Origin of the sequence: Pseudomonas sp. JZ134 (assembly GCF_051027695.1) — a bacterium.
In the GTDB taxonomy this organism is placed as follows: Bacteria; Pseudomonadota; Gammaproteobacteria; order Pseudomonadales; family Pseudomonadaceae; genus Chryseomonas; species Chryseomonas luteola.
In genome coordinates this window covers 592,840-618,592 of record NZ_CP069251.1, presented here as the reverse complement: position 1 = coordinate 618,592, position 25,753 = coordinate 592,840, and the positions used below count along the sequence as shown (strand labels likewise).

31 protein-coding genes are annotated in these 25,753 nt (G+C 53.4%); 19 read left to right on the top strand and 12 right to left on the bottom strand.

What is annotated here, in order from left to right; all coding sequences use genetic code 11:
- Position 1: 1 nt before the first annotated feature.
- On the bottom strand, positions 2-1,153 hold the full coding sequence (locus JQR86_RS22295) for an efflux RND transporter periplasmic adaptor subunit (RefSeq protein WP_434155098.1): 1,152 nt from the start codon (positions 1,151-1,153) through the stop codon (positions 2-4).
- Positions 1,154-1,697: 544 nt separating this feature from the next.
- On the opposite strand from JQR86_RS22295, the gene JQR86_RS22290 reads away from it, so the two are divergent.
- From JQR86_RS22290 to JQR86_RS22265, 6 genes are all read left to right on the top strand, one after another.
- A complete protein-coding gene (locus JQR86_RS22290) occupies positions 1,698-1,985 on the top strand; it encodes a barstar family protein (protein WP_407363536.1) in 288 nt (95 codons plus the stop codon).
- Positions 1,986-2,074: 89 nt separating this feature from the next.
- Entirely contained in the window at positions 2,075-2,815 is a 741-nt protein-coding gene (locus JQR86_RS22285; protein WP_150346350.1) for an HNH endonuclease, read from the top strand.
- A gap of 97 nt (positions 2,816-2,912) precedes the next feature.
- On the top strand, positions 2,913-3,830 hold the full coding sequence (locus tag JQR86_RS22280) for a hypothetical protein (protein WP_407363534.1): 918 nt from the start codon (positions 2,913-2,915) through the stop codon (positions 3,828-3,830).
- Positions 3,831-3,890: 60 nt separating this feature from the next.
- On the top strand, positions 3,891-4,367 hold the full coding sequence (locus JQR86_RS22275; RefSeq protein WP_407364037.1) for a HEAT repeat domain-containing protein: 477 nt from the start codon (positions 3,891-3,893) through the stop codon (positions 4,365-4,367).
- Between the two features lie 75 nt (positions 4,368-4,442).
- The gene (locus tag JQR86_RS22270; protein WP_289929747.1) at positions 4,443-4,709 is read left to right on the top strand and encodes a hypothetical protein; all 267 of its coding nucleotides are present in this window, start codon (positions 4,443-4,445) and stop codon (positions 4,707-4,709) included.
- Positions 4,710-4,789: 80 nt separating this feature from the next.
- On the top strand, positions 4,790-5,092 hold the full coding sequence (locus tag JQR86_RS22265) for a hypothetical protein (protein WP_407363533.1): 303 nt from the start codon (positions 4,790-4,792) through the stop codon (positions 5,090-5,092).
- A 227-nt stretch (positions 5,093-5,319) separates the two neighbouring features.
- Here the strand turns inward: JQR86_RS22265 and JQR86_RS22260 are convergent, their stop codons facing one another.
- Positions 5,320-6,363, bottom strand: a complete 1,044-nt coding sequence (locus tag JQR86_RS22260; RefSeq protein ID WP_407363532.1) for an IS110 family transposase — start codon at positions 6,361-6,363, stop codon at positions 5,320-5,322.
- Positions 6,364-6,522: 159 nt separating this feature from the next.
- Here JQR86_RS22260 and JQR86_RS22255 point away from each other — a divergent pair, with 159 nt between their 5' ends.
- From JQR86_RS22255 to JQR86_RS22240, 4 genes are all read left to right on the top strand, one after another.
- Positions 6,523-7,224 (top strand): hypothetical protein, encoded by a 702-nt coding sequence (locus tag JQR86_RS22255; RefSeq protein ID WP_407363531.1) that lies wholly within the window; start codon positions 6,523-6,525, stop codon positions 7,222-7,224.
- A gap of 17 nt (positions 7,225-7,241) precedes the next feature.
- Positions 7,242-7,853, top strand: a complete 612-nt coding sequence (locus tag JQR86_RS22250) for a hypothetical protein (RefSeq protein WP_407363530.1) — start codon at positions 7,242-7,244, stop codon at positions 7,851-7,853.
- A 96-nt stretch (positions 7,854-7,949) separates the two neighbouring features.
- Positions 7,950-8,285: a hypothetical protein gene (locus JQR86_RS22245; protein WP_407363529.1), complete on the top strand. Its 336-nt coding sequence runs from the start codon at positions 7,950-7,952 to the stop codon at positions 8,283-8,285.
- Positions 8,286-8,377: 92 nt separating this feature from the next.
- Complete coding sequence (locus tag JQR86_RS22240) at positions 8,378-8,758, top strand: hypothetical protein (protein ID WP_407363528.1); 381 nt, start codon at positions 8,378-8,380, stop codon at positions 8,756-8,758.
- A 414-nt stretch (positions 8,759-9,172) separates the two neighbouring features.
- On the opposite strand, the gene JQR86_RS22235 is transcribed toward JQR86_RS22240, so the two are convergent.
- From JQR86_RS22235 to JQR86_RS22225, 3 genes are all read right to left on the bottom strand, one after another.
- Positions 9,173-9,367 carry a helix-turn-helix transcriptional regulator gene (locus JQR86_RS22235; RefSeq protein WP_074829234.1) on the bottom strand — a complete coding sequence of 65 codons (195 nt, stop codon included), beginning with the start codon at positions 9,365-9,367 and terminating at the stop codon, positions 9,173-9,175.
- Positions 9,364-9,738 (bottom strand): hypothetical protein, encoded by a 375-nt coding sequence (locus JQR86_RS22230; protein WP_434155092.1) that lies wholly within the window; start codon positions 9,736-9,738, stop codon positions 9,364-9,366. The genes JQR86_RS22235 and JQR86_RS22230 overlap by 4 nt, the downstream gene beginning before the upstream one ends.
- Before the next feature lie 301 nt (positions 9,739-10,039).
- Positions 10,040-11,128 carry an NADH:flavin oxidoreductase gene (locus tag JQR86_RS22225; protein ID WP_407363526.1) on the bottom strand — a complete coding sequence of 363 codons (1,089 nt, stop codon included), beginning with the start codon at positions 11,126-11,128 and terminating at the stop codon, positions 10,040-10,042.
- A gap of 156 nt (positions 11,129-11,284) precedes the next feature.
- Between JQR86_RS22225 and JQR86_RS22220 the strand changes: the two genes are divergently transcribed.
- From JQR86_RS22220 to JQR86_RS22185, 8 genes are all read left to right on the top strand, one after another.
- A complete protein-coding gene (locus tag JQR86_RS22220) occupies positions 11,285-12,163 on the top strand; it encodes a LysR family transcriptional regulator (protein WP_407363525.1) in 879 nt (292 codons plus the stop codon).
- Positions 12,164-12,315: 152 nt separating this feature from the next.
- On the top strand, positions 12,316-12,504 hold the full coding sequence (locus JQR86_RS22215; RefSeq protein ID WP_407363524.1) for a hypothetical protein: 189 nt from the start codon (positions 12,316-12,318) through the stop codon (positions 12,502-12,504).
- Positions 12,488-12,841, top strand: coding sequence for a hypothetical protein (locus JQR86_RS22210; protein ID WP_407363523.1), 354 nt, complete (start codon positions 12,488-12,490; stop codon positions 12,839-12,841). The genes JQR86_RS22215 and JQR86_RS22210 overlap by 17 nt, the downstream gene beginning before the upstream one ends.
- Positions 12,838-13,455, top strand: coding sequence for a translesion DNA synthesis-associated protein ImuA (gene imuA, locus JQR86_RS22205; protein WP_407363522.1), 618 nt, complete (start codon positions 12,838-12,840; stop codon positions 13,453-13,455). The genes JQR86_RS22210 and imuA overlap by 4 nt, the downstream gene beginning before the upstream one ends.
- Before the next feature lie 10 nt (positions 13,456-13,465).
- Complete coding sequence (locus tag JQR86_RS22200; protein ID WP_434155090.1) at positions 13,466-14,881, top strand: Y-family DNA polymerase; 1,416 nt, start codon at positions 13,466-13,468, stop codon at positions 14,879-14,881.
- Positions 14,857-17,949: an error-prone DNA polymerase gene (locus tag JQR86_RS22195; RefSeq protein WP_434155087.1), complete on the top strand. Its 3,093-nt coding sequence runs from the start codon at positions 14,857-14,859 to the stop codon at positions 17,947-17,949. Before JQR86_RS22200 ends, JQR86_RS22195 begins: the two co-directional genes overlap by 25 nt.
- 409 nt (positions 17,950-18,358) lie before the next feature.
- The gene (locus JQR86_RS22190) at positions 18,359-18,538 is read left to right on the top strand and encodes a hypothetical protein (RefSeq protein ID WP_074829264.1); all 180 of its coding nucleotides are present in this window, start codon (positions 18,359-18,361) and stop codon (positions 18,536-18,538) included.
- Positions 18,539-18,630: 92 nt separating this feature from the next.
- Positions 18,631-19,392, top strand: a complete 762-nt coding sequence (locus tag JQR86_RS22185) for a ParA family protein (protein ID WP_150346359.1) — start codon at positions 18,631-18,633, stop codon at positions 19,390-19,392.
- Positions 19,393-19,478: 86 nt separating this feature from the next.
- Here JQR86_RS22185 and nfsB read toward each other — a convergent pair whose 3' ends face one another.
- From nfsB to JQR86_RS22150, 7 genes are all read right to left on the bottom strand, one after another.
- The gene (gene nfsB / locus JQR86_RS22180; protein ID WP_434155085.1) at positions 19,479-20,132 is read right to left on the bottom strand and encodes an oxygen-insensitive NAD(P)H nitroreductase; all 654 of its coding nucleotides are present in this window, start codon (positions 20,130-20,132) and stop codon (positions 19,479-19,481) included.
- A gap of 17 nt (positions 20,133-20,149) precedes the next feature.
- Positions 20,150-20,926: a glycine betaine ABC transporter substrate-binding protein gene (locus JQR86_RS22175; protein WP_434136554.1), complete on the bottom strand. Its 777-nt coding sequence runs from the start codon at positions 20,924-20,926 to the stop codon at positions 20,150-20,152.
- A gap of 16 nt (positions 20,927-20,942) precedes the next feature.
- On the bottom strand, positions 20,943-22,112 hold the full coding sequence (locus JQR86_RS22170; protein WP_434155082.1) for an L-dopachrome tautomerase-related protein: 1,170 nt from the start codon (positions 22,110-22,112) through the stop codon (positions 20,943-20,945).
- A complete protein-coding gene (locus JQR86_RS22165) occupies positions 22,109-22,624 on the bottom strand; it encodes a DJ-1/PfpI family protein (RefSeq protein ID WP_434155080.1) in 516 nt (171 codons plus the stop codon). Before JQR86_RS22165 ends, JQR86_RS22170 begins: the two co-directional genes overlap by 4 nt.
- 20 nt (positions 22,625-22,644) lie before the next feature.
- A complete protein-coding gene (locus JQR86_RS22160) occupies positions 22,645-23,652 on the bottom strand; it encodes a zinc-binding alcohol dehydrogenase family protein (RefSeq protein ID WP_434155078.1) in 1,008 nt (335 codons plus the stop codon).
- Between the two features lie 252 nt (positions 23,653-23,904).
- Positions 23,905-24,456 carry an ester cyclase gene (locus JQR86_RS22155; protein ID WP_434155076.1) on the bottom strand — a complete coding sequence of 184 codons (552 nt, stop codon included), beginning with the start codon at positions 24,454-24,456 and terminating at the stop codon, positions 23,905-23,907.
- 40 nt (positions 24,457-24,496) lie between these two features.
- Positions 24,497-24,670, bottom strand: coding sequence for a hypothetical protein (locus tag JQR86_RS22150; RefSeq protein ID WP_434155074.1), 174 nt, complete (start codon positions 24,668-24,670; stop codon positions 24,497-24,499).
- A gap of 145 nt (positions 24,671-24,815) precedes the next feature.
- Here JQR86_RS22150 and JQR86_RS22145 point away from each other — a divergent pair, with 145 nt between their 5' ends.
- Positions 24,816-25,751 (top strand): LysR family transcriptional regulator, encoded by a 936-nt coding sequence (locus tag JQR86_RS22145; RefSeq protein WP_434155072.1) that lies wholly within the window; start codon positions 24,816-24,818, stop codon positions 25,749-25,751.
- Positions 25,752-25,753: the final 2 nt, after the last annotated feature.

Here is a 25,753-nt window from a genome sequence, read left to right as displayed (position 1 = left end):
GCTACTGTCCCTGCTGCGTGGCGCGAGCCTCACCGGAACCTGCCGGTTTGAACTCAACCGCATGTACCGTCGCCCCCGCCTTGACCTTGCCGGTGCCTTCAACGATGAGGCGATCGCCTTCCGCCAATCCGCTTTGAATCAGCCAACTGCTACCAATAGCCTGGGTTGTAACCACTTCACGTGCTTCAACCGTGTTGTTGGTGTTTACAACCAGGGCCATGCCATTGCCTTTCGCATCTCGGGTAATGCCTCGTTGAGGCGCAAGGAGTCCCTGAGGCGCAACGGCCTCTTGCAAGAGGGCTCTCACATACATGCCGGGCAGAAGAAGCCCTTCAGCGTTAGGGAAAAGTGCGCGAAGCGTGACAGAGCCGGTCTCCTGATCCACGGCAACCTCTGCAAATTTCAACACTCCTGAATGTTGATAGAGCGAGCCGTCCTCCAGGCGAAGGCTAACATCGGTGCTGCCAGCGGCTACGCCATTGCCCAAGGCCTTCTTGAGCCTGAGCAGCGCGGCGCTGGATTGAGTGATGTCTACGTAGATAGGGTCCAGCGTACGGATAACCGCCAGCGCGGTCTCCTGATTGGCAGTTACCAGAGCACCCGGCGTGATGCTGCTCTTGCTGATCCGCCCGGCAATAGGTGCCTTAATCTGCGTGAAATTCAGGTCGATCTGTGCAGACTCAACCGCCGCCTTGCGCTCGGCAATGGTAGCCAGAGCTTGCTGATAGCTGGCCTTGGCATCGTCTGCTTCCTGCTGGGAGACGGCTTCGATCTTGATCAGATCGCTGTAGCGTTCGGCTTTAAGCTTGGCGGCCTGCAACGTGGCCTGGGCATTAGCCAGCGAGGCCTTGGCCTGGTTGAGCGAGGCACGGTAGGGCGCCTGTTCGATGCGGTAGAGCACCTGCCCAGCCTTGACGAGTGTTCCTTCTTCAAAGGTACGCTGTGTAATGATGCCTGACACCTGTGGGCGAACCTCAGCCTCCATATGGGCCACGGTTCTGCCGTTAAGCTCGGCAACCAGGGGGACAGGTTGTGACTTCAGCGTTACCACTGCCACCTCAACCGGCGGTGCTGCAGGTGCCTGGGCAGGCGCTTCAGGTTTGCAGGCGGCTAGCCACAGCACAGCCAGATACAGAAAGGCTTTCGATTTCATGTGTAGACGCACACTTTTCCAAACTAAAAATGTGCGCCAAGGTAGCGGCTGGGAAGAGGGGAGACACCCGTCTTATGGATGATTTGCCCTCCGCCTTAAGTCTGCCCTCAGGCTTTTTAAAAGACGGTTCGCACCGCCAGTCGGCATGACTTACTTATAGGCGAGCGGCTGGTTGATACCTTGCTGGCGCTTTAAGGAAAACCGCAAAGCAGACATTGGCCTTAGACGCTACATGCTTATGACATGGAGTGCTGGTATAGGCATCAGTGTAAGCGAAGGGCATGAACTGAATCTCGTTTCTTCTGCTTGAAAATTAAACCTACCTGTAATAGACGCGCTCCATGTGAATCGAGTAATGTCTGAGCTCGATTTACTCCCGCAGCCGTGCAGCCCTGTGGATGATGTATAACACGCTTATACCGTCACTGCTCCCTGGAAAGCCCCGCTCTAGAAAGGAAAATGGAAATGACAAGGAAGGTTATGCGTCAGACTCGTCCAGCGTGTTATCCGTCACGTGACGTCTAATAATAGTTAGGCAAAACATATGCCCCGCGTACAGCTAGTAGAGATCGATCTCCGAGCTATCACTTGCGCAGAAGAACTGCACTCGTTGCTGATGAAGTCGCTAAATTTTCCGGGCTGGTATGGTGCTAACTGGGACGCTTTCTGGGACGCCATAACTGGCTTGGTTGAAATGCCATACAAAGTGAGGTTCTTGGGCTGGCCGCAGTTCTCTCAGCGCCTACCTCATGAGGCTGTGCTACTAAAAGAATGCCTTACTGAAATGCAAGGTGAATATGCGCAGCGCGCAAGCGAGGTGGTTTATGCCTAACAAGGCGCTCAAATCGCTCACTTCGTTCGCTGGGACGGCGTGCCGCCGCCCCTTAGCTTAATCGTTATGTCCCATCTTGAGGTCGAAACATGGTCGTCGTAACAGCACAAGATGAGATTATAGAAAATCTCCGACTATTCGAGGATTATTTGTGCGAAGGCACAGACGATGAACAGCTTTACTGCTCGGATTTAATAAGAAAGGGAAAGTGTCTTATTGCATACAAAGTTGGTCAAGAACTGCGCTTCGCCCCTAGCCGTTATATTGGCTATACCAACAACTCAATACAATCTCACAGCGAAGACGCAGGCGACGGAAGAGACACCACCCCTGCAATTTCCAAGCTTCTTGGAAAACTAGTCGAAAACAGCGATCTAGATCAAAAATATATTGAATACTGCGAAAGCCTAGGCTCCACGCCTTACAACAAGAAAAGAAAATTCTGGACCCTGGATCTTGAAGAATCAGACTTTAAAAGCCATGAAACTTCGTCAGAAGGCTTTCCTGAAGGGAAAATTGTTGAGCGAAGACATCTCGCACGAGAGCGAAACTCAGCGTTAATCTCGCAAGCAAAAGAGCATTTTAAAAGAAAAAATAAGCGTCTTTTTTGTGAAGCTTGCAATTTCGACTTCGAAAAGGCCTATGGCCAAAGAGGTTTCAACTTCATTGAGGCTCACCATACAATTCCAGTTAGCGAAATGCTTCCAGCCCAGAAAACCAAAATATCAGACATAGCGATGGTGTGCTCAAACTGCCATAGGATACTGCACCGCTCAAGGCCATGGCTTACCATCGCCCAGCTGAAAAATCTCATTAGCAATGAAACATAACAAGTCGCTCAACACCGTTCGCTCCGCTCACTGGACTTGCAAAAGCTACGCTTTTACTCGCCTGTTAGCTGAATCGTTAGCCATAAAGGAGTGATTATTGAACTATCAACTGTTGATTTCTTTAATTGCAATATTTATTTCATTGATAGCTCTTACTTTCGCTGTTCGAAATTATTTGCGAAAGTCAGGAATATATGTTCGAGGGCAGTACTCGGTTTGCTCAAGTTCATACTGCCAAGATAAGTATGTGAGCAGCATCGTCTTAGAGAACTTTAAAGACCGTCCTGTGGTTATATTTAAGATCTTTCTTTTGGCGGGTCGTAACTATTACATCGAGTTAGAGGATTTCGACGAAGAGCCGAAAATTCTTAAACCATACGAGGTTTACTCTAAACAGTATGATCCAGTCGATTTCTACAGCGTAAACATGAGACGAATCAAGCTCAATGGTTTGTTAGACTCAAAGGAAGTCCGTTCACAAATAGTGCTTTCGACTTCGCATGGGAAATATGTGGTTAAAGAATGGATAAAAAGATGGGACCCAATTGGGGACTTTTTCAAGAACCACATGACCGCATTAATTCACCCAATGCGGTCTACGTATAAGAACAAGTGTTTCGGATCAGAAGTAAAGTACATAGTAGACGTGAAAACTGAAGATGGTCGAGAAGAAACCATCCCCATATACCCAAGAGATTATGAGATACGTAAGTTTAGAAAATTTCGCCTTACCCGAGAATCTCTGGAGTCAAAAGATTCTCTGGAGGAATATCTACTTGAGCAAGCTTTTAATGGAGCGCTTAACTGCACAGATATAACTGTGCATGATATTGAAGCTTGGAGAAATGAGCATTACAGAGATGACTACAAAAAAGTCATCGAGGCAAAATACTACAATTGGTTTATGTACTTCGTAGTTGGTAGATTATTAACAAAATTGAGCGACATGCGCTTGTATTTTGTAAACAGAAAACATCGCAAGGCTAACAAAGCATTGCAGCGGACAAGCCGCTGAATGCGGCGTTAGGCACTCTCCGAGTGACATATGAATCAAACATAAAAATGGCTCCACTGGATAACATCTAATGACGAGAGTGAAAGAAAATCGGCCACTCTTGCATTGGCCAGTTTAAGTCACGATGCTGATGTTGATATACCTAGCCTCATAGACGCACTAGAATCAGAAAATGGTGATGTGCTCTTCTGGTGTGTAGGCGCACTCGGCTCTTTAGGAAAAAGGTCGATATGTGCTGTCGATAAACTTATTAAACTTACTGAAAATAATAGTCTCGGCGTAAGGCAAGCCTCAATCTCCGCTCTTTCTAGGATCGACAAAAATAGCACTGAACTAAATAGTGTTTTTGCTAAGAAATTATCGGATAGCAGCGAATTTGTTGTATGTGACGCTCTTAGCGCACTAGCCCAAATGAACACCGTAGGCCCTGTGGAGATTGATGCAATAAAAGCTTGTTTAACTAGCAAAAGCGAACACGTAGCTTTCCAAGCAGAAGTAGCTCTGCGTAATATTATGCTAAATAGCGCCAATGCCTAACTACTGGTTCAAACCGTTCGCTTCGCTCACTGGGACGGGCTAAAGCCCGCCCCTTAACCAAACGTTAGGGTTCCCATGCCGCCATTCGCAAACCTAGCCACCGAGCTTAAATCTGCCGGAATCCGCATGGGGCAAATCCGCATCAACGAAACACCCCAAGACTGTTGCTTTTGCATTCTCAACTATGGCGATGAGATCGAGTGCTTCTACTTTGAGCGTGGTGGAAAATTCGACCTGGTGTCTTTCGCTTCGCTACCCGAGGCAATTGAGCACTTTAAGAATTGGGTACTATCCAATGAAACGCTATATGCAAACTGGGGAGGCGCTGTTGGACAACCCTAACAACAGGTTCAAACCGTTCGCTTCGCTCACTGGGACCGGCTAAAGCCGGCCCCTTAGCTTAATCGTTAGGCGTCACGAAAATGGATTTGTCAGCCACTGATTTCCACGATGCAACTCTGGTCGGCATCTGCCTCGACTGGGAAGCGCGTACCTGTCGCATTGACTTTGCGGGAGCGCCGTCGCACCTAGAGCCGTTCTCCCTTACGCTTTCCGGAGTCACCGAACTCGTTGTCCCGACCACGCAACCGTGGGGGCCGTCTTGTTCAGTCCTGGCTGCTAAGGAACTCGCTGGCGGTGGCGTCGCGATCGAGATGCAGTCAGGCGACACCATTACGGTCGTGGCGCCTAACAATTCGTATATGGGCTCTCCCAACAAGCGATGAGGATAACTTTTTCGATCCTGTCGTCAGCGCGGTTGCATTCGTATATCCGGCCTTTACTGGGCACTGCCCTGGCCATTCTGTAGTTCGCACAGCAGGGGCCAAGCGTTCAAGCGATCACAAAGATCATCATTGTTATCGACCTTGCTCTGCTGCAGGACTCGCCTGTTCCGACAGTCTCGCTTCTCACCACAACCACTAGAACCATTACTTCATTGTTAGCCTCGCCGTCAGGCAGGCTTTGTGCTTTGCCAGTTACCGCTGAACCGTCGCTCATGGCACCACACCGCCCAGCAGATCCTTACCAGCTTGTTGGCTAATGCCACGGCGGCCTTGTTATGGCCGATGCGTTCAGCGGTGTCCAAGGCCCAACGCTGCAGATGAGTCAGCCGCTCAGGTGTTCGCGCCTTGCAGCGTTTAGCTGCCAATAACGCGGCTCGCGCACCATGAATCAGCAAAGTGCGGACGTAGACGTTGCCTTTGCAACTGATCCGTCCAAGCCTGCGACGCTCCCCACTGCTGTATTCGTTCGGCGTCATGCCCAGCCAGGCGCTGAGGTGTCGGCCGCTGGCGAAACGTTCAGGCTTGCCAACGGCGGTCTTCAAAGCACTGGCTGTCAGCAGGCCAATGCCACTGACTTCGTCGAGCTTATGGACTATTTCGTCATCGGCATGCCAGCGTGCCAGTTGCTCCTCGCACTCGCGCATCGACTGTTCATATAAGTTGATCTCGGCCAGCACCACTTGCAATGCACCGCGCAAGGCGCGTACCTCGGGCCGCTCGATCAGCTCGCACGTCTGGCGCAGAAAAGGCTTGATGCCGTTCGGTGCGTCAACCCCTGCTTCACGCAGGATGCCGCGCAACAGGTTGATGCGTTGAACACGGGATTTCTTCCAACCCTCGCGCAGCTTGTGGAGTTGCTGCACCTGCTGTTGCTGCATACTCTTGACCGGAACCGGGCGGATTTCCTGGCAGCGCGCTGCTTCCAGAATGGCGTCACAGTCGTTGCGGTCCGTCTTGTTGCGTCGCCGATACGGGCGCACGTAACGAGGGTGTAAGAGCACGACACGATGTCCTTTCTCCTGCATCAACCGGTCCCAATGGTGAGCGGTGCTACAGGCTTCCATCACCCACTCGACAGGCTCGAGCTGCTCCTGTACATATTGCGCAAATGCCCTGGAGTCGAGCCGCTTGCGTCGATCCACCCGACCGACCTGAACACTCTCGGCAACCTGGTAAACGGACTTGGCCAAATCAACCGCTATGCGTTTCATCGCACCTCTCCCAGCGAACAGTCACCACTGTGTTATAGAAGAAACGTGGTGCAGGGAGAGTCCATTACAGCCTTCAAACCGTTCGCTTCGCTCACTGGGACGGGCTAAAGCCCAGCCCTTAACTAAAAGTTAGGCTCATAAGGAATATAAGGGAGATCTATGAAAGCAGGCGACATCTTAGTCTCTTCCGCTTGTACGGCGACGAGCTGGGGAATTAGGCTTTCTACAAGGAGTAGGTTTAGCCATGCAGCGCTCGCCATCTCTGACCAGAAAATTATAGAGGCAACTCCTGCTGGAGTATTGCCAGTGTCTTTAGATTCATTTGTTGACAACAATAGTCGAGTATTACTTCTGGAAAGACCGACACCTTTAACAGAAGAACAATTAGTTAAACTAATAGAAGGTATTAATCAAAAGCAAGGCTCGCCCTATAATTTGTTAAGAACATTGAACTCTGGCCTGAGCCAGTTTGGATTTAATTTTGGCTTGCTTGTATTAATTGTGCTGACATGTTTCCTTTCATTAACTGGTCAATGGCTATATATAAGCTTTTTTATTGCGGCAATGCTTGTGCCGATGGGGCTTCTATATATCTCAGCCAATCCCGTTAAATCAAACAGGATTTTTAGAAAGCTAGGCGTGCCAGAGAGGTGGTTGATTGACCTGAGTAAACACTTTTGCTCTCAGTTAGTGTTCGATTTAGACAGCGCAATCGGTGGCGGTCTCAAAGAAAAGTGGAAAAAGCCCAATGAGCCTAGGCCTAAAGACATTAAGAAGCTTGCTATACAGAAGGGTTTTACACCCGTAATAATTAAGCCTAACAAGGCATTGCAGCGGACTAGCCGCTTAATGCGACGTTAGCCAAAAGGAGACTCCTGTTGATTTATCTGGAAAGAGAAGCATCCGAGCTCTATTTTGAGCTATCTCGATTTTACTTTCATACTGAGAAACTTAGTTGGACCCATTACCTTGAGAGAATGCTGGCACTAAAAAACATGTGTGAGCCAAGCGATCCAGTCTACGCGCAAGCGACAAGAATCCTTCTTGTAGAGGAGTGGAATAGCGACGAGGTTTGGTCTCTCGAAAATGATGAGCGTGATAACGGTTCATCTCCATCAGACTTGAACAAATCAGGCGAAGATGGAGCCCAGCCGGGCTTGAGAAGAGACAAGAAAGGCTACTTCCAGTTTCTATCGAGAAAAAAGGGTTTAAATGACTGGGTCTTTCATCAGTATGACTGCGATTTTCATCCATCTATACCTCATGGCCATTTCAAGGGTAAAAGTCAGCCTAAATTAGATTCCTATTTGGGTTGGGTATATCAAGGCTCTAAACAAATTCAAAGACTAAGCAGAGATCTAATAGTTGATTTATGGAATGATGAAGAATTTCGAACTTTTGCTCGAATTGCAATTGAATGGTATATGTGCGAATTTCCGAGTTATAACTGGCGGGTAAGCAATCCGCTCATGTTGCCGAGGCGCAGGTAATGGCTAACAAAGTGCTGCTAGGGACAAACCTACGCTTCGCTTCGGTTTGTCCCAGAGCACAGCGTTAGCGCTAAATAGATCAAGGAGTGCAGTTAAGTGGACTATGTAGATGGAACGCACTATCTGTGCGAACTAATTAAGAATCTTAGTGATGACCGAAATGCTGGAAGTTTCCACGGCGAATTTACCGTCACGGCGACCGTGGGTGGACGAACGAAGGTCGATGGTGAAGTGGTCGGGTGCCAACTCGTGATTCAGCACGACTCGGTGGATGTGAATATATTTTGGGAAGATTTCGGATACAAGGGATACAGGGAAATGGGCTTGTATGGAAAAGCGAACTCAAAGTACCAAAATGTTCAAGAGTTGAGCCAAAGATCTTTCGAGATGAAAGATGCGCGTGGTGCGTACGAACTAGTATTCGAGTGGTGACGCGCTAACAAGTAGTTCGACTCGTTCGCTGCCCTCTCTGGGACGGGCTAGCCCGCCCCTCAACCAAACGTTATTCTATCAAGGAAGAGCTCATGGATATTATCTCAACAATAAGTACGTCACTTAGCCTGACGAAGCGGCTCCGTGAAATCTCAAAAAATATTGAAGATGCCGAATTCAAAAATCTGCTAGCTGATCTTTCGAGCGAACTTGCTGACCTAAAGTTGGAAGCTGCCTCTCTTAAAGAGCGCATCGCTCAGCTCCAAGAAGAAAATGATCTGCTAAAACAGACATCACAGCCCGTTGATGAAAAACCCACTGGAAGAAAGTGGGGCTGCTATATCTTTGAGGCCGATAGTGGTCTCTACTGCCCAGCATGCTGGGACTCAAAACGTCAAAAATCTTCCACCACCCGAGTGAATACCCGATTCCGTCATTGCCCCGTTTGTAATGCACCTATTGGGGCCGGCTAACAAGTGTCCAAGCCGACGCCGCTTCGTAGCGCGGCTTAACTCAGGTGTTAGGCACATCAATGGAACTGGATCTGATGGTTTCGCCACTTTTGGGGAAATAGAGTCAGTTTCATGCTGTAAGGATCGCTATATCCTCGAAGGGGATTTTGGTGCAGATACAACCTTTATCCAACCAGCCCCTTTCTGAATGGGCGATTGGGCCTGCTAAAGCCTGCCGGTTATGTCTCAATCAGACAGCGTAAATGTCGCTCAAGTCGCACAAGAATTTTGAGCTACCGCATCACATGATCCTTGCGCATAGCAGGCCAGGCGGCAGTTAGCCTGAGATTAAAGCTCAATGGCTGGCTGCGCTTGAGACACTCGAAGCCATTTAGGCCATGAAAATACACTCATGTCTGAATATGTTAGTAACTTTTATTGTTCATCATCAAAGATTGCCTCGATAGGCAAGGCAAAAATCCGTGCTATCTGAAAAGCCAGTGGCAGGCTAGGATCGTAGCGGCCGTTTTCGATGGCGTTGATGGTTTGTCGGGAAACGTCGAGCTGCGAGGCGAGATCGGCCTGGGACCAGTTACGTTCGGCGCGCAGCTCCTTGAGTCTGTTTTTCATCGGTAACGTAGCGTCGCTATTCTCAGCCCTATCATCCACATGAGTCCCATGATTGGCCACACCATGTGCCAGCTGATATGGGGAAAACCTACGTTTTCAAGAAACCCATAACTGAAGGTCAGCAGGGCGGAAGCTGCAAAGGCAAAGCCGAGCGCTTCAAGCTGGATGCGCAGGTGCATCTCATCAAGGCGGCGAAGCTGCCGGACGATCGCCCAACACATCAACCCGGCCGGGGCGATGGGCAATAACGAAACCGTAGTGCGTACGACAAGGCTAGCGTCTTCAAGATGGTGTAACAGCGTCAACGAAGCTACCAAAACGATCGCGTAAAGAATAAGTGCAGCGCCTAACTCATAGTGATACCGGGACATGTAATGCTCCTGATGTAAAGCCTACTTTCCATCATTGACCACCTTATGAGATATGTAAAGCAAGCTTTACATAAATAACCGGATTTTGATTGGCCCGGCTACAAGGACCTTGTGGGAAGATACATTAAGAGGCGAAGAGCCTGATCGCGCTGACATTCAAGGCAGAAAAATAAGGGGCTACGAACTATTGTCCGGTATCGCAAGGCGAAAGCACGTAGAACTGAAGCAAAACGGCCAGACAGATGTCTGGCCGTTTGGGTGGCTGTATCGCTTGAATATTACTTTGGTAAAGACCTAGGTATCAAAGCGTTTCGGATTCTTTGATATGGGCAATCGGGCCTAGCAGACTAGGATCGAATTCGGCCAGTACTTGTGCGTTCTCCACCTTTTGCGGCCAGTCGGGATTGGCCAGCGCACCGCGTCCAATGGCAATCAGATCGGCACCGTCTTCCAGCGCCTGTGCTGCCCGCTCCGGGTCATGCAATTTGCCGTTGGCGATGACTGTAACGTTAGGGGCATAGCGGCGTGCCAAGGCTACAAGGCTGGGCCCTTGGCCAAAAGCGGGCTGCCACGCTTCATGCTCGGTCACGTGGATGAAGTCGATACCCGCTTCGGCCAGCGTACCAAATACAATTTCTGCACCGGCTTCGCCTTCTTTCCATTTATGCTCGAAGTCGTTCACCTTGCCTTGGGAGATACGAATTCCCACGGGCACGTTAGCCCCAACTGCAGAGCGAACCGCTTTATATACTTCAAGACTCAGCGAGAGACGCTGGCGAATATCGCCACCCCAGCGGTCATCACGCGTGTTGGTGTAGTCGGTAAAGAACTGATCGAGCAGGTAGCCATTAGCGCCATGGATCTCTATGCCATCGAATCCCGCAATCTCCACCGCCCGCTTGGCTGCCTGGGCAAAGCTGCTGATGACATCAGCGATGTCTGCTTCGGTCATTGCTTTTGGCAGGGGATAAGGGCCTTGGCCACGGTAGAACGTCATCTGCTCGCCCTTGGGTTGGAGGGCCGAGGGAGCGAGGGTGTCGTTGCGGAACCGATTGCCCTGAGTCAGTGCGCCGGCATGCATGAGTTGGGCAAAGACCTTGCTGCCCTGGGCATGCAGGGTATCCACAAGAGGTTTCCAGGCCTGGGCTTGCTCGTTATCGCTCATCCCAGGCTGATACGCATAACCCTGGGCGTAAGCCTGATCGGTATACAGGCCTTCCGTGATGATCAACCCAAACCCACCACATGCAAAGCGCTCGTAGTAACGATTCATGGTGTCGTTCGGGGTCCCGTCCTCATTGGCACTGACACGTGTCATTGGGGCTACGGCGAGGCGGTTGTTTAACGATACTCCGTTTATATCGAAATGGGTGAAAAGTGTCTTGACCATGGGATGATGTCTCCAAAGGCTTTAATGCAAAAAGAAGTTTGCCAAGCCTTTATCGATAGGCTTGAAGAGGGATCGTGTGGTTACGATAGCGAGATCTTGAGTGCTTCTGTAGCCTGCACAGGTGAGTAACCGGTATAACGGTAGGCGTTAAAGTCTATGGATATGAAAGATGTTGCCGTCCTGGCAGCTATTGCAGCCGCGGGGAGTTTGTCAGGTGCGGCCCGCCGCCTCGGTATGACTCCTATGTCTGTTTCACGTCGGCTGGCGGCATTGGAGCGTGAATTGCGGGTTCGGCTGATTCACCGTACGACCCGCTCCGTATCGCTGACGCCCGAAGGCGAGGCGTTTTTACCGTATGCCCAGACCATGCTGGAGGCTGAGGAAGCTGCACGTGCTACGCTTTCTCCAGAGGCCTCTGGTGCTCGCGGTGTGCTGAAGATCACCGCGCCAGCGGTTTTTGGCCGCACGGTGATTGCGCCTCTATTACCCCAGCTCTTGGCAGATCATCCTGCCTTGAAGGTGGATTTGAATCTGAGTGATAGTATTGTCGATATCGTGGGCGGCGGTATCGATGTAGCCATTCGCATTGCACCTTTGCGAGACTCGAACCTGATTGCCCGGCAGCTGGCAGTCAATCCACGTGTGTTATGTGCCTCCCCACAATACCTGCGGCTCAACGGCACGCCTGTTAACTCAAGTGAATTGTCCCGTCACGCCTGTCTCCTGTTGAACGGCCTTCAGCACTGGTCTTTCATGGCGGAGCAGCAGGTGCGCTCGGTTCGTGTCGAGGGACGGCTTTCCAGCAGCAGCCTTGAAGGTATTCGTACTGCCTGCCTTCAGGGGTTGGGCCTTGCCCAGCTGACTTATTGGGATGTGCATGAAGCGCTGGCAGCCGGTTCGTTGGTAGAGGTCAGCCTGGATGATGTACAGCCGCAGGCGCTGTCTATCTGGGCGCTACTACCGACTCGGCGCTATATCCCCCTTAGGGTAAAGGTTTTCCTGGAGCTGCTTGGAAATCGCCTGAACAGGTTTTGAAGGGTAGAGCACGTTATGGGTTCAGTGATGAGGTAAGAAGAATGCATACTAAATAAAAGCCTTTTGATATACCGTTCGTCGGAGTCAAGATTGCGAGATACCGTTTGTCTTATTACTGTTTATTTATACAGTAATAGCAAAGGAGGTCTCACATGTTCATGCTTGCCCTTTTACGACGACTCAGCCCTGAAAAACAGGTCGACCCTGTCTGTTGGATGGCGCAGGAAGATTATCTTCATCTGGCGCACAGGCTCTCTGGGAGCACACTTCAAACAGCGGCTTGCAAGGATGCTGAAAACGTTGTCGTGCTCAAGGTAGGGCCACATGGACAAGCTCAGTGAAGCGATCGACTCGCTTGATCTGCAAGTCATTCTGTTCCGACCACAATCATCACTGCTTCGCTATGATCACTTACTCAACGAGACGTTGGATAGGTTACGTGGCGTTCTAGCAAAAGCCCAGCAGGCCAATTACCTGCAAGGCAAGCCATATAACAAACCAGTCCTCGTTGATACTTACAGCGGTCTGGTAAAGGCCCATCGGCACATCTCCCGCTTTAAGGCATTTAATTCGGTTCGGCATGCGCGCCTGGCTTTGCTCAGGCTACTGCTCAAGCCGCTGGCCGGAGAGAATCTCCAGCTGACCCGTGCCTTGCGTAAAGCGGGAGGCACGCCATGAGTAATGTTGTAGCGCTCGAGGGCCTGCTTGATAGTCGTCGGGTCTGGAAGGGCCACGGCGTTCAGGTCAGAACAGGCATTCAGCCAACCGGATATGCGGAGCTGGATGAGCGATTGCCTTTTGGCGGCTGGCCTGAGGCTGCCTTGACTGAGATCCTGTTGCCCTATACCGGAATAGGGGATATCAAGCTGCTTTGGCCTACGCTTGCCCGGCTGACGCAAAGCGGTGAGCGAGTTACCTTGATTGCACCCCCTTACTTGCCTTATCCCCAGGCCTGGATCGCCGCTGGGGTCGATATGGGCTTGGTAAGTATCGTCGAAGCCAAGGGGCGGGAAACCTTATGGGCTGCAGAGCAATGCCTTCGCTCGGGCAGTTGTGGTGCGGTACTGTGCTGGCCGGAGCGTGCGGATGACAAGGCGCTACGCAGGCTACAAGTGGCGGCCGAGACCGGGCAGACATTGGCGTTTGTCTACCGCAGCCTTGAAGAGGCTGCCAATCCATCACCTGCTGCTCTACGGTTGGTGATAGAGCCCAGCCCGCTACAGCTGCGCATCCTCAAGTGCCGTGGCGGTCAACCGAAAGCACTGCCTCTTCCTGCGGCTGCCTGGCGCTAAGGGGACTGCTATGAAATGGGCGTGTATCCTGCTGCCACAGCTGGCGCTGGACAGTGTGCTGCGTCACCGTCCCGAATGTACCGAACCCCTGGTCTTGCTCGGAGGTACGCCACAACGGCGCGTCCTGCGTGCAGTCAATGCCCGTGCCAGGGCATTGGGGCTGGCGCCAGGGTTGACCCTCGCTGCTGCACAAACCTTATGCCCAGGCTTTGCAACAGCCGAATACGATCTGGACGATATCGAGCGCAGCCAGAATCTTCTGGCTGCCTGGGCATATGGCTTTAGTGCCCAGGTGAGTCTGCATTATCCGCGAGCGCTCCTGCTCGAAGTTGAATCGAGCATGCCGTTGTTTGGCCCCTGGCCTGCGTTTTCCAGACGCCTACGTGACGAGTTGGCGGCGCTCGGCTTCAGCCACCGTATTACCCTGGCGCCCAATCCTGTATCCGCGCGCATCATGGCCAATGTCTCGGATGATCTGGTTATCGTGAACGATACGGAGTTGTGGCAAAGGCTCGGCCCCCTGCCGCTGGACCGGGCTGGTCTGGATAACGCTCTGGTGCAATCGCTTGGCCGTATGGGGTTCAGACGACTCAGGCAGGTAATGGATCTGCCCAGAGCCGAAATAGCCAGGCGCTTTCCCGCCGATTTGCTGAACCAACTCGATCTGTTATTGGGTAGAAGGCCATTGGCGCTGGGCTTTTACCGGCCGCCTGATACTTTTGATATGCGGGTAGAGTTTAACTTTGAAGTGGAGTCGAACCAGCAACTTCTGTTTCCGTTACGTCGCCTGACGCTGGATCTGGCCATGTACCTGGCCGGAAGGGACAGTGGTGTGCAGCGCTTCATGCTGTATCTGGAGCACCGTGCGCAACCGGATAGCCTGATCACGGTAGGACTCCTGACACCCGAACGGGATGCGGGCCTGTTGTTTGAATATGCCCGTGGGCGGCTGGAAATCCATCAGGTTACGGCGCCCATTCTGGCGTTGCGGCTGGTCGCGGAGCAACTTCCAGCCTTTGTACCGGAGCACCGTAGTTTGTTTGAACCGCGACCACAGCAGACGCTATCGTGGGAGCAGTTACGCGAACGCCTCAGAACACGCCTTGGTGATTCGGCCGTCTATGCGGTTGGCGGCCAGGGGGATCATCGGCCGGAGGCATCCTGGCGCCAGGATGCCAAATCATGTGATCTACAGATGCTTGCCCAGGGGAAGCGCCCGGCGTGGCTGTTACGTGAGCCTATTCCACTGGGCGAGGCGGCACCCCGTATTCTGGCCGGCCCCGAGCGGATCGAGTCTGGCTGGTGGGACGGCAGCGATATACGCCGGGACTACTATCTGGTGGAGCTTCCCAATGGCCGCCTGGCCTGGGCTTATCAGGCAATCGCACAGCGGCCGGGGTGGTGGTTGCATGGGTGGTTCGCATGAGCACTGGTTATGCGGAGCTGCACTGTTTATCCCATTTCAGTTTTCAGCGAGGCGCCTCCAGTGCCGATGAGTTATTTGAACGGGCCAAACGCCTGGGATATGAGGCGCTGGCCATTACGGATGAGTGCACGCTTGCCGGTATCGTACGCGCCTGGCAAGCCGCACAAGCACATGGCCTACCTCTAATTGTGGGTGCTGAATTCTGTACCAGTGAAGGTCCCAAGGTTGTGCTGCTGGTGGAAGACCTGGGCGGCTACCAACATCTGTGCAGACTGATTACCCGAGCGAGGCGCCGTGCCGAAAAGGGCCGTTATCGTCTACTCAAGGAGGACCTTACGGATCACTGCTTGGGACTTCTGGCGATCTGGCTGCCTGACACGGACGACGATACGCAGGGTAGCTGGTTGAGCGAGTGCTTTCCCGGGCGCCTATGGGTAGGTGTCGAGCGACATTATGGTCCGGATGATGCCGAAAGATGGGTAAGGCTTCAGGCGCTAGGCGCCGCCTTGGATTTGCCTCTGGTCGCCTGTGGCGATGTGCATATGCACGCACGAGGGCGACGCGCCTTGCAGGACACCATGACCGCCATCCGGCATCATGTAACGGTCGCCGAAGCTGGGCAGCGGTTGTTCCCTAATGGCGAACGCCACCTGCGTACCCTGGAGACACTGTTTGAGTGCTATCCGGCAGCATTGCTAGCCGAGTCGGTGAAGATTGCCCGGCGCTGTCGGTTCAGGCTTACCGAACTACAGTATCACTATCCTTCGGAGGTGGTGCCTCAGGGGCATACGCCCACTAGCTGGCTACGCAGGTTGGTAGAGCAGGGCAGTACCTGGCGGTGGCCGGAAGGTACACCGGACACTGTTACGAAACAGTTGGATCGTGAGCTTGAGCTGATCTGCCAGAAGCGGTACGAGAGTTATTTCCTGACCGTGCATGACATCGTCCGCTTTGCACGAGAGCAAGGCATTCTCTGTCAGGGTCGGGGCTCAGCAGCCAACTCGGCGGTATGCTTTGCCCTGGGGATTACCGAGCTTGACCCGACGCGAATCAATTTACTGTTCGAGCGGTTTATTTCCCATGAGCGAAACGAGCCGCCAGACATTGATGTGGACTTTGAGCACGAGCGCCGTGAAGAGGTCATCCAGTATGTCTTTCAACGTTACGGGCGCATACGTGCAGCCCTGACGGCGGTGGTCAATACCTACCACGCGGCTGGCGCCGTGCGTGACGTGGCCAAGGCGCTGGGCTTGCCGGCGGATCAGATCAATGCCCTGGCTGAATGCTGCGGTCGCTGGAGCGATCGTATACCGCCTCCGGATCGCCTGCAGGAGGCCGGATTCGACCCGGAGAGTCTGTTGCTCAAGCGAGTGCTCGTCCTGGCCGGTGAGTTGATTGGGTTTCCACGGCATCTCTCGCAGCACCCAGGTGGATTCGTCATTTCGGAGCAATCACTGGAGACGCTTGTACCCGTAGAAAATGCAGCCATGGCCGAGCGTACCGTTATTCAGTGGGACAAGGACGATCTGGACGCCATGGGGCTGCTAAAAGTAGATATCTTGGCGCTGGGCATGCTTAGCGCGCTACGCCGCTGCTTCGATCTGATTCGGCACTACAAAGGACGTGAACTTACCCTGGCCACCATTCCTCAGGAAGACCGAAAGACCTACGCCATGATCAGTCGTGCAGACACCCTAGGCACTTTTCAGATCGAGTCACGGGCCCAGATGGCCATGCTGCCACGGCTCAAGCCACAAACGTTTTATGATCTGGTCATCGAGGTGGCAATCGTTCGTCCCGGGCCTATCCAGGGTGATATGGTTCATCCCTATCTGCGCCGCCGTAACGGCGAGGAGCCTATCGCTTATCCCTCCCGCCTGAAGCGTGTATTCGAGCGTACCTTGGGGGTTCCGTTGTTTCAGGAGCAGGTCATGGAGCTGGCTATTGTGGCTGCAGACTACACGCCTGGCGAGGCCGACCAGTTGCGCCGCTCCATGGCTGCCTGGAAGCGCCACGGCGGCCTTGAGCCGCATCGGCAAAGACTGACCGAGCGGATGCTTGCCAATGACTATACCCTGGAGTTTGCCGAACGTGTTTTTCGGCAGATTCAGGGCTTTGGCAGTTATGGATTTCCTGAATCCCATGCAGCCAGCTTTGCGTTACTGACGTATGCCAGTTGCTGGTTGAAATGCCATGAGCCGGCCGCTTTTGCCTGTGCCTTGATCAATAGCTGGCCCATGGGGTTTTATAGCCCTGATCAGGTGTTACAGGATGCCCGGCGACACGGTATTGAAACGCGTCCAATCGACGTCTGTCACAGCCATTGGGACTGTAGTCTGGAGCAGGCAGACACCGACCAGCCTGCAATCCGATTAGGCTTGCGAATGATTCGAGGGCTTTCGGAATCAGCCGGACGCGCTATTGAAAAAGCCTGTGCGGTACAGCCGTTTTTGAGTGTGGCCGATCTCTGCCTGCGAGCAGGGCTCGATGCCAGAGCGCGTGAATGTCTGGCAGACGCTGGCGCGCTCAAAAGCCTGGCGGGGCATCGCTATCAGGCCCGCTGGAATATGGCAGCTATCGAGCCGCAGTTGCCTCTCTTCACAGAGGGCGCAGTGGTGAGCGAGGAACACGTCAAATTACCAGAGCCTACTGTGGCAGACGATCTGTATACCGACTACGCCGCTACAGGTACTACGCTGGGGCCACATCCATTAGCACTGCTTAGGGCTGAGCTCAGGACTCGCCGGCTGCTTGATTCGCGCGAACTTGCCGAGCGATATCATGGGCAGCTCTCGCGCATTGCCGGCCTCGTTGTTGGTCGGCAGCGCCCTGGTACTGCCAGTGGCGTCACCTTTGTAACGCTTGAAGATGAGTATGGAATGGTCAATGTGGTCGTATGGCGTGACCTTGCCGAGCGGCAGCGACGCGAACTGCTGCAGTCGAGGCTGCTGCGTATCGATGGTACGGTTGAACGAAAGGAAGGAGTGCTGCATCTCATTGCGGGTCGTCTTACAGACCTGAGCGAGCTGCTTGACGGACTGGATACCCGGAGCCGGGATTTCAAATAGTGAGGTTAACTGCGGGTAAGGTGCGGTTGGGTCTGAGCCTATCGTCGCGCTTGCCTAGCTGACCTTGAGCACTGTCGTATTTTATACGAGAGCCGTCCGCCTAGTTGCAAACCTGGTCTGGCACAACCTTTTTAACCCAATGCGTCAGTGTGAATGCTGATACACGTAAGGGCGTGCCAGAAGCCAATCAAGCAAGGCGTTATAATAGCTATGTTGATAGCACTATGATCTCATAAAGACGCAATGAAACTTAAATTTAATGCTATTGAAATAATAGTGTAATAAAACAACTGAATATTAAGCTTTGCTTACTTATTTATTATAGAAATATAGACAATCTATTTCTTGAAGGTTAAAAGGTAGGCGCAAAAACGAGAAGTCGATTTCTTTAAAGCTTAGAGCATGTGAAATGGATATACGCATAGAAAAAGTACAAGCTGAATCCACATGGGTTGTTTGGCTGAATAATATTCCGGTCAAGTTCTATACGGAATATGAAGCCGATGCTTTTGCTCAGAAGCTTTCGACACGCATTGATGCGCTGCAAGACGTCCGGCTGACCAGGGAAAGTCTGGCCGAGGCAGTGTAAAACGCGGAAGCGGGACTCTGGTTAAGGAGTGCCGCTTTAAACGTGTTGTGCTCACTACCGTCTTACTATGCAAGGAGCAGTTTTCAAAGCAAATGATCAGAGCGGTTTTCAACAAAAAGGGAGGCGTGGGCAAGACCAGTATTGCCTGCAACCTCGCCGCCATCAGCGCAGCTGAGGGCTTTCGCACACTTCTGATTGACCTGGACCCACAGGCCAATTCCACTCATTATCTGACAGGCTTTATAGGCGACGAGATTCCGGCCGGTATTGCCGACTTCTTCAAGCAAACGGTTTCTGATTCCGCCAAGAAAGCCAAGGCTTCTATTCTCGAGACGCCCTTTCATAATCTGAGCATCATAACGGCTTCCCGCGAGCTGGAAGATATTCAGATGAAGCTCGAAGCCAAATATAAGATCCAGAAGCTGGGAAAATACCTCGAGAAGTTGATCGATGATTACGATCGTATCTATCTCGATACACCACCGGCGCTGAATTTTTATAGTGTATCGGCCCTGATTGCAGCCGACCGCTGCCTTATTCCTTTTGATTGCGATACGTTTTCGCTTAATGCGTTACGTGAGCTCTTTCTTGATATTGAAGAAATCAAGGAGGACTTCAGTGATCGTTTGCGTGTGGAAGGTATCGTCGTCAATCAGTTTCAGGCCAATGCCGGTGTTCCCCGAGCGCTGTTAGGTGAACTGGAAAAGACGGACATGCCGATTATCCCGACGTACCTTATGGGGTCGGTCAAGATGAAAGAGTCCCACCAGCAGAGCAAGCCGCTTATCCATCTGGACCCTAGCCACAAGTTGACCCAACAATACAAGGCGTTGTTCGACTGGCTGGAGCGATAGCGGCATATATGATCAAGGCAAGCTGCTCATGCCTGTATCCAAAAGGGTAGGCGCCAAACAGTTTCTTTGTCTGGCGCCTGGCCCGTTCATACATAAGTGAAGAGGCGCTCAGCTGGCAAGCGTGACTTGGGCAGGCTCGCGTTGAAGTCTGAATCGGCTCGATAGCCAAGGCTTACCAGAACCAGACTTGTGAAGCCCTGTTCACGAAGGCCGAGCTCTTCATCCAGTCTGCGAGAGTCGAAACCTTCCATAGGCGTGGCATCGACACCCAGACTGGCAGCACCCAGCAATAGCGTTCCTAGGGCCAGGTAGGTTTGTTTTTCCATCCAATGCTGCAAATCCTTCTGGTCGTAGCGATGCAGACTCACGTAATGACGACGGCTCTTGTCCTGTGTGGCCTTGGCTTCTTCAGACCGGAAGCGACCAGCAATATCCTCCTGCTCCAGGATGGCGCCAAGATGTTCTTCGGTCATATCGGTGCGTGTGCAGAGCACTATGATGTGGGACGCATTGAGCACCTTGGGCTGGTTGTAGGCAAACGTGTCTTGTGTCGAGACGGCTAAGCGAGCCTTGCCTTCGTCAGTTGAGGCAACCACGAAATGCCAGGGCTGTGAGTTTACGGATGAAGGGCTCTGGCGTAGCAAACCAAGCAGTTCTTCAAGCGTGGCGTGCGGTATCTTTCGCGAAGGGTCGAATGCCTTGGTGGTGTACCGCTGACTAAGTAATGTAGATAGATTCATAGGTATCTTCTCTCAGGTCAGGTGAAAGATTGGGCCAGCCAGCGATCAGCCGCTTCCAGAGGCGAAAGCCCTTCCCGGCAGATCCAGTAATCGAGTTCGCTGATTGTGGCGTTTCCCAGCGAGAGCTGAGAAAGCTCATCGAGCAGTGCCGGCGCCAGATGGGCAGCCGTTTCTTCGCGCACAATCAGCGTGGCGTCATCCTGGCCGCCCAGAAGGCCGCGTGGTTCGTGTAGCGCCCGGATGGCGTAGCGGTAATGCAGGAACTGAGGGTGCCAGAGGGGGACGACGATCCATTCGCGACGCTCTACGGCCTGCTCGAATCGCTCGAAACACTGGGCTTGCGTACCGTTGGCGAAGTGATAGCCAACCTGATCAAGGCCATACTGCTCGATGATGTCGCGCGAAAAGCGGCTGATACCGGCTCCCGGATTGATGCCCTGTATCAGCAGACTCATATGTGCCGCAACGTCAGGTCGCTTCAGATCATCGATGCTTGCCACCGCCTCGGCAGGCACATAGTCCGGCACGCCCCAGATACAGTACGGCTGATACAGAACGCTCAGGGTACGGGTCTGTTCGGCATAGGGGGCCAGATAGCCCCCATGACTGGCCGGTAGCCAGGCCGATACCAAAAAGTCCACTTCTCCAGCGCCATAGTGCTTGAACATAGCTTCATGGGGAGCAGCTACGCTCTCTACGCGATAACCATGACGCTCAACAATACGTTGTACCACGGCGGCACTGGCAGCATGAAAGCTCAGCCCAATATGACCTATACGAATCGGATTATGCATGATGAGCTCTCCCGTATCAGCGGGTTGGCGCCGGAGCGGCGTTGATCTTCACACGGAACAGGCTGTAAGGCTTGGTACGCAGATCCTTGCCGCCATGAAAGCCAGCCTGGCGATTTAGCTGATTAGCCGTGAAATAGAGATAGCCATCCGGCCCGATGGACAGGGTGTCAGGCCAGATTGCACGAGGATCGTGGACGATGGTCTGCCAAGTGCCGTCGGCAAGCCGTTTGCGAATACCGTTGTGCTCGTAGTCACTGGCATAGACGGCGCCATTGGCATCGGCTTCAAGGCCATCGGAGGCGCCTTTCTCGCCCATATCCAGTACCGCAGCCGATAGCTGTGCTTCAGTCACATGCTCATCCCGTAACAGACGGGTTGGCACTGCATAAAGGTGGCGACTCGAAAGTGGGCTGAAATAGAGAGTCTGACCGTCCGGCGACAGGGCAATACCATCGGATGCCACACCAAACGGTTTAGCGGTTCCATCTGCGCCGCGTGCCAGCATGGCTTCGCCTTCCACGGTAGGAATAAAACGCTTGTCGGCAGAGGTCGAGACGTCTCCATCAAGACGGCGAGTTGCCTTGCCGGTGGCGATGTCCATGACAATGATGGCGCCCGGCCCGCTGACAGACGAGTCGGTGACATACACCGTACCTTCCTTCCCGGTACGGAAGTCAAAGCGCATGTCATTGACATACGTACTTGGCAGGATGACGTTGGCAGGGAAAACCAGCGTCTTCACAACCTTATTGCTCTTGAGGTCGATCGCGACCAGTTTGGCGCCGCCAGGTTGAGGAGCACTAAACTTCGGCGCAGCAGTATCTAGTACCCACAAACGTCCTTGTCCGTCCGCTACAACGCTTTGCACGCTGATGAAGTGCTTGGCCGGTGCCTTTTGGTCAGGCGTATTGATGGCCTGATCAGGGTAGGGGACTACCTTGCCGTCACGTATTTCGCCAACGCTGAAGGGTGCGTTGTCACCCCATTGTGGGAAATTGACAAAGAGGCGGCCTTGCTCGGAAACCGTAACGCCGGTCGGCATGGCGTCATAGAACGCAAACACAGGTTCCAGCTGGCCAATGGATGTCTCATGTGGCAGGTCATGTGGTGCAGGAGCTGCCGCAAACGACAACGTACTCACGGCGGCAATGGTTGCGGCCAGCAGGGTGGGAATCAAATGCTTCATTGGGTGGCTCCTTGTAAATGAAAATGGAGTGCCTTGGCAGCGGCTAAGTTATTCAAAACGGCTTCGGCAAAAGAACGAGTGCCCCCTCGTGTCGCTGTTACGATCCAGCCGGCCACGACAGGTGATTCATTGCTGTATAGGGCGCCGTGTAGTTTGAGGTCAGCGATCACAGCGGGTGTTGGATTGCAGGTGGCACGCTTGCCAACCAGCAGGCCGGCATGGGCCAGTACCAATGCCCCAGTCCCTATGCCGGCAACCGTCTTCTTGATGGCATCGAAGCCTTGCACGCTATTCCATAGCGACTCGTTGTAACCGAGTGGGCAAAGCGTATCGCTGCTACCAAGCACTACCAGGGCGTCGAATTCGACAGGGTCAATATGTGCCAGAGGAGCTTGGTCATCGCACGAGAACATACAGGTTTCATGACCTGCCTGCCGCCAGAAGGACACGATGTCGAGCATGTCCTTCGGAAGCAGGGATGTTGTCGTGCTGACTGCAGCAATACGTGACATGGGCTACTCCTTATCAGAGGCTAAAAGCCTTCCAGGACAAGCTTGCCTTTGGCCTTCCCGCTCTCGATAAGGGCGTGGGCACGGCGCAGGTTTTGCGCATTGATCCGGCCGAAATGCTCTCCCAGCGTAGAGCGCAGCACGCCTTGGTCGATAAGCTCCGCTACCCGGTTCAGCAGCTCATGCTGGCGGATCATGTCGGATGTTTCGAACATCGGGCGGGTAAACATCAACTCCCAGTGCAATGACAGGGATTTGCGCTTCATGGGTACCACGTCCAGCGTATCGGGATCGTCGATCAGTGCGAGGCGGCCTTGTGGGCGAAGCACTTCGATAAGGTGTGGGAAATGGCTATCGGTATGAGTCAGGCTGATAACATGGCTGACCTCCTTGAGACCGATGCGAGCCAGTTCTTTAGTGAGTGACTGGCTATGGTCAATCACATGATGCGCGCCAAGCGCTCGGATCCAGTCCTGGGTTTCAGGGCGCGAAGCCGTACCGATAACGGTAAGTTGGGTGAGCTGTCGGGCCAGTTGCGTCAGGATTGAGCCGACCCCGCCTGCGGCGCCGATGATCAGAAGGCTTTCGCCTTTGCCACCATTCTCCAGAATGCCTAGTCGATCAAAGAGCAATTCCCAAGCGGTTATGGACGTCAGAGGGAGTGCAGCGGCATCGGCCGCGCCTAGCGAGGCGGGCTTGCGGCCTACAATACGCTCATCCACCAGATGAAGCTCACTGTTGGTGCCAGGGCGGGTAATCGAGCCGGCATAGTAAACGTCATCACCCGGTTGGAAGAGTGTCACCTCTGACCCCACCTCACGTACGACGCCCACCGCATCCCAGCCAAGCACGCGCGGCGTGTCAGTAGCCGAGCCACCACGGACTTTGGTATCGACAGGGTTGACCGAAACGGCCTGAACCTCAACCAGAAGATCGCGTGGACCAGGGGTTGGCGTGGGCAGCTCGATATCAACCAGCGAGCGAGAATCATCGATGGACAGGCCATGCTGGGTATAGGCAATTGCTTTCATGGGGGACTCCATAAGTGAACATACGAACAGGGGCGTTAACCGTGGAGCCATCATCGCGATTCACGACGGGAGCAAACAGCCATCGAAACGGGCAGGACTTTCACTGGCGCAGTGAAAATGGAGTGAAGTAAGCGGAAAGCAATACTGCATGAGTGCTTTGACGCCGCGCCAGGGATCCCCCCTGGAAAAACAAAGCCCCGGTTGCCTTGACGGAGCCGGGGCTGGAAAAAGATGACGTCTGGCGTGTAGCCGCTATGCTCCAACTACACCCAGTTGCTGCAAAAGGGTCAGGTTATCTTCGATGTGCCAGTTCTCCTGGATGCGGCCATTGGCGATGCGGTAGATGTCGGTCGCGATAAAATCAATCGGTTGTCCCTTGCCTTTAATACCCTGGAATTGCCCGCTGAAGTGACCGGTAAAACGCAGATGCGCCACAACCCGATCACCCGCCACGATCATCTGCTCGATCTGACAATCCAGATCCGGTACGGCGGCGCGAAAAGCCTTCGAGGCCGCCAGAGGCCCTTCTACTCCTTGAGCTCTGCCTGGCGGCAGGGTGCGATCCATGAACTGAGGCGCAAGCGCCTCCCGAGCCAACTCTTCGTTACCTGTGGCCCAGAAAGTACCATATCGGCGTGCTGCCTGAACCGATGCATCAGCTTGTGCCGCCGGGTCAACAATCAGCACACGAGGCTCAATCAAGGGATTGCTAGCAGCCTGAGCCTGAGGGGTAAAGCCAGCAAGCAGTGCGGATAACGCAAATGCCGCTGTAGCGGCCAGGGAAAAACGAGAAGTGTTGGGCATGGAATATCTCCATTCTGAAACCGGATGGGTTTGTGGATGATCAAGGCAGACCATTGGTGATCCAGAAAGGCGGCTCTATTACCGCTTCGAGTGTTGGCTGCGTTGGGCTCTTGTCATGGCATGACGGCTTCGCCTCTGTACACTTCTCGGCTGTGTCGCGGTCTTTTTCGACCTGGGCTTCAGCGGATGTATCTTCATTGAGTAAGCGGCGCATGAGAATTCCTTGAGGTGGTGTCGGGATAACGGGATGGGTCGCTACGTTCGCATCGGGACGTTGCATGCCATGACCGCATCTTCACTGTCGCCAAGCTCCACAAAAACCCGCAGAATCAAGCAGCACTTTCTCAGGAGGAGTGAAAATGATCCGTTTCGACGATCTGGCCTTGTTTGTTCGCACGGCAGCGCTTGGCAGTTTTTCGGCGGCGGCCAGAGAGGCGGATCTCTTGCCAGGGCAGGTCAGTGCTGCAATTCAGCGTCTTGAACGCGAGCTTGATATCCGTCTCTTTGCGCGCTCAACACGCAGCCTCCGGCTGACAGGGGAGGGGGAGCGGTACTTGCCCTATGCCAATGATGTGCTCAGTACACTCAGGGAAGGCCGTGAGCGGCTTCAACCGGAAAGCACTGCACTAGAGGGCGTCATACAGGTGGCTGCACCTTCAGACCTGGGACGTAACGTGCTCCTGCCACGACTCACGGCATTTCGCCGCGAGCATCCCCGTCTTGCGCTTCGGTTGTTTCTGTCCGATCAGGTGGCGAATGTCTTTCGCGATCCGGTTGATGTGGCCTTGCGCTACGGGATGATGGAGGACGCAAGCTTTATTGCCTTACCACTGGCGCCCGAGAATCGGCGGGTGCTGGCCGCGTCCCCTGCTTACCTCGAGCGGCACGGGCGGCCGGCCTCTCTCAAGGATCTGGCGGAGCACCCTTGCCTGCTTTATATGCTCAATGGTCGGGTGTATGACAATTGGGTCTTTCCCGACGTCAACGGTCGCCGTGAAACCATCGTCGTCAAAGGCCCACTGATGAGTGATGATGCTGATATTGTTCGCCGGTGGGCACTTGAGGGCGAAGGGATTATCTACAAGTCATGGCTGGATGTCAGTGCAGATGTATTAGCCGGGCGGTTGGAGGTCCTGCTGCCGGAGATTCCCGGCGAGAGCTGTGCGCTGCATATGGTTTGCCCGCACCGCAAGCAATTCTCTCCTGGCGTCAGGCTACTGTATGAGTGGCTCAAGTCGGGATTTGCAGACCTGATTCAGGCCTATTCCATGCTCGATACGAAACGTATTGCCTGATA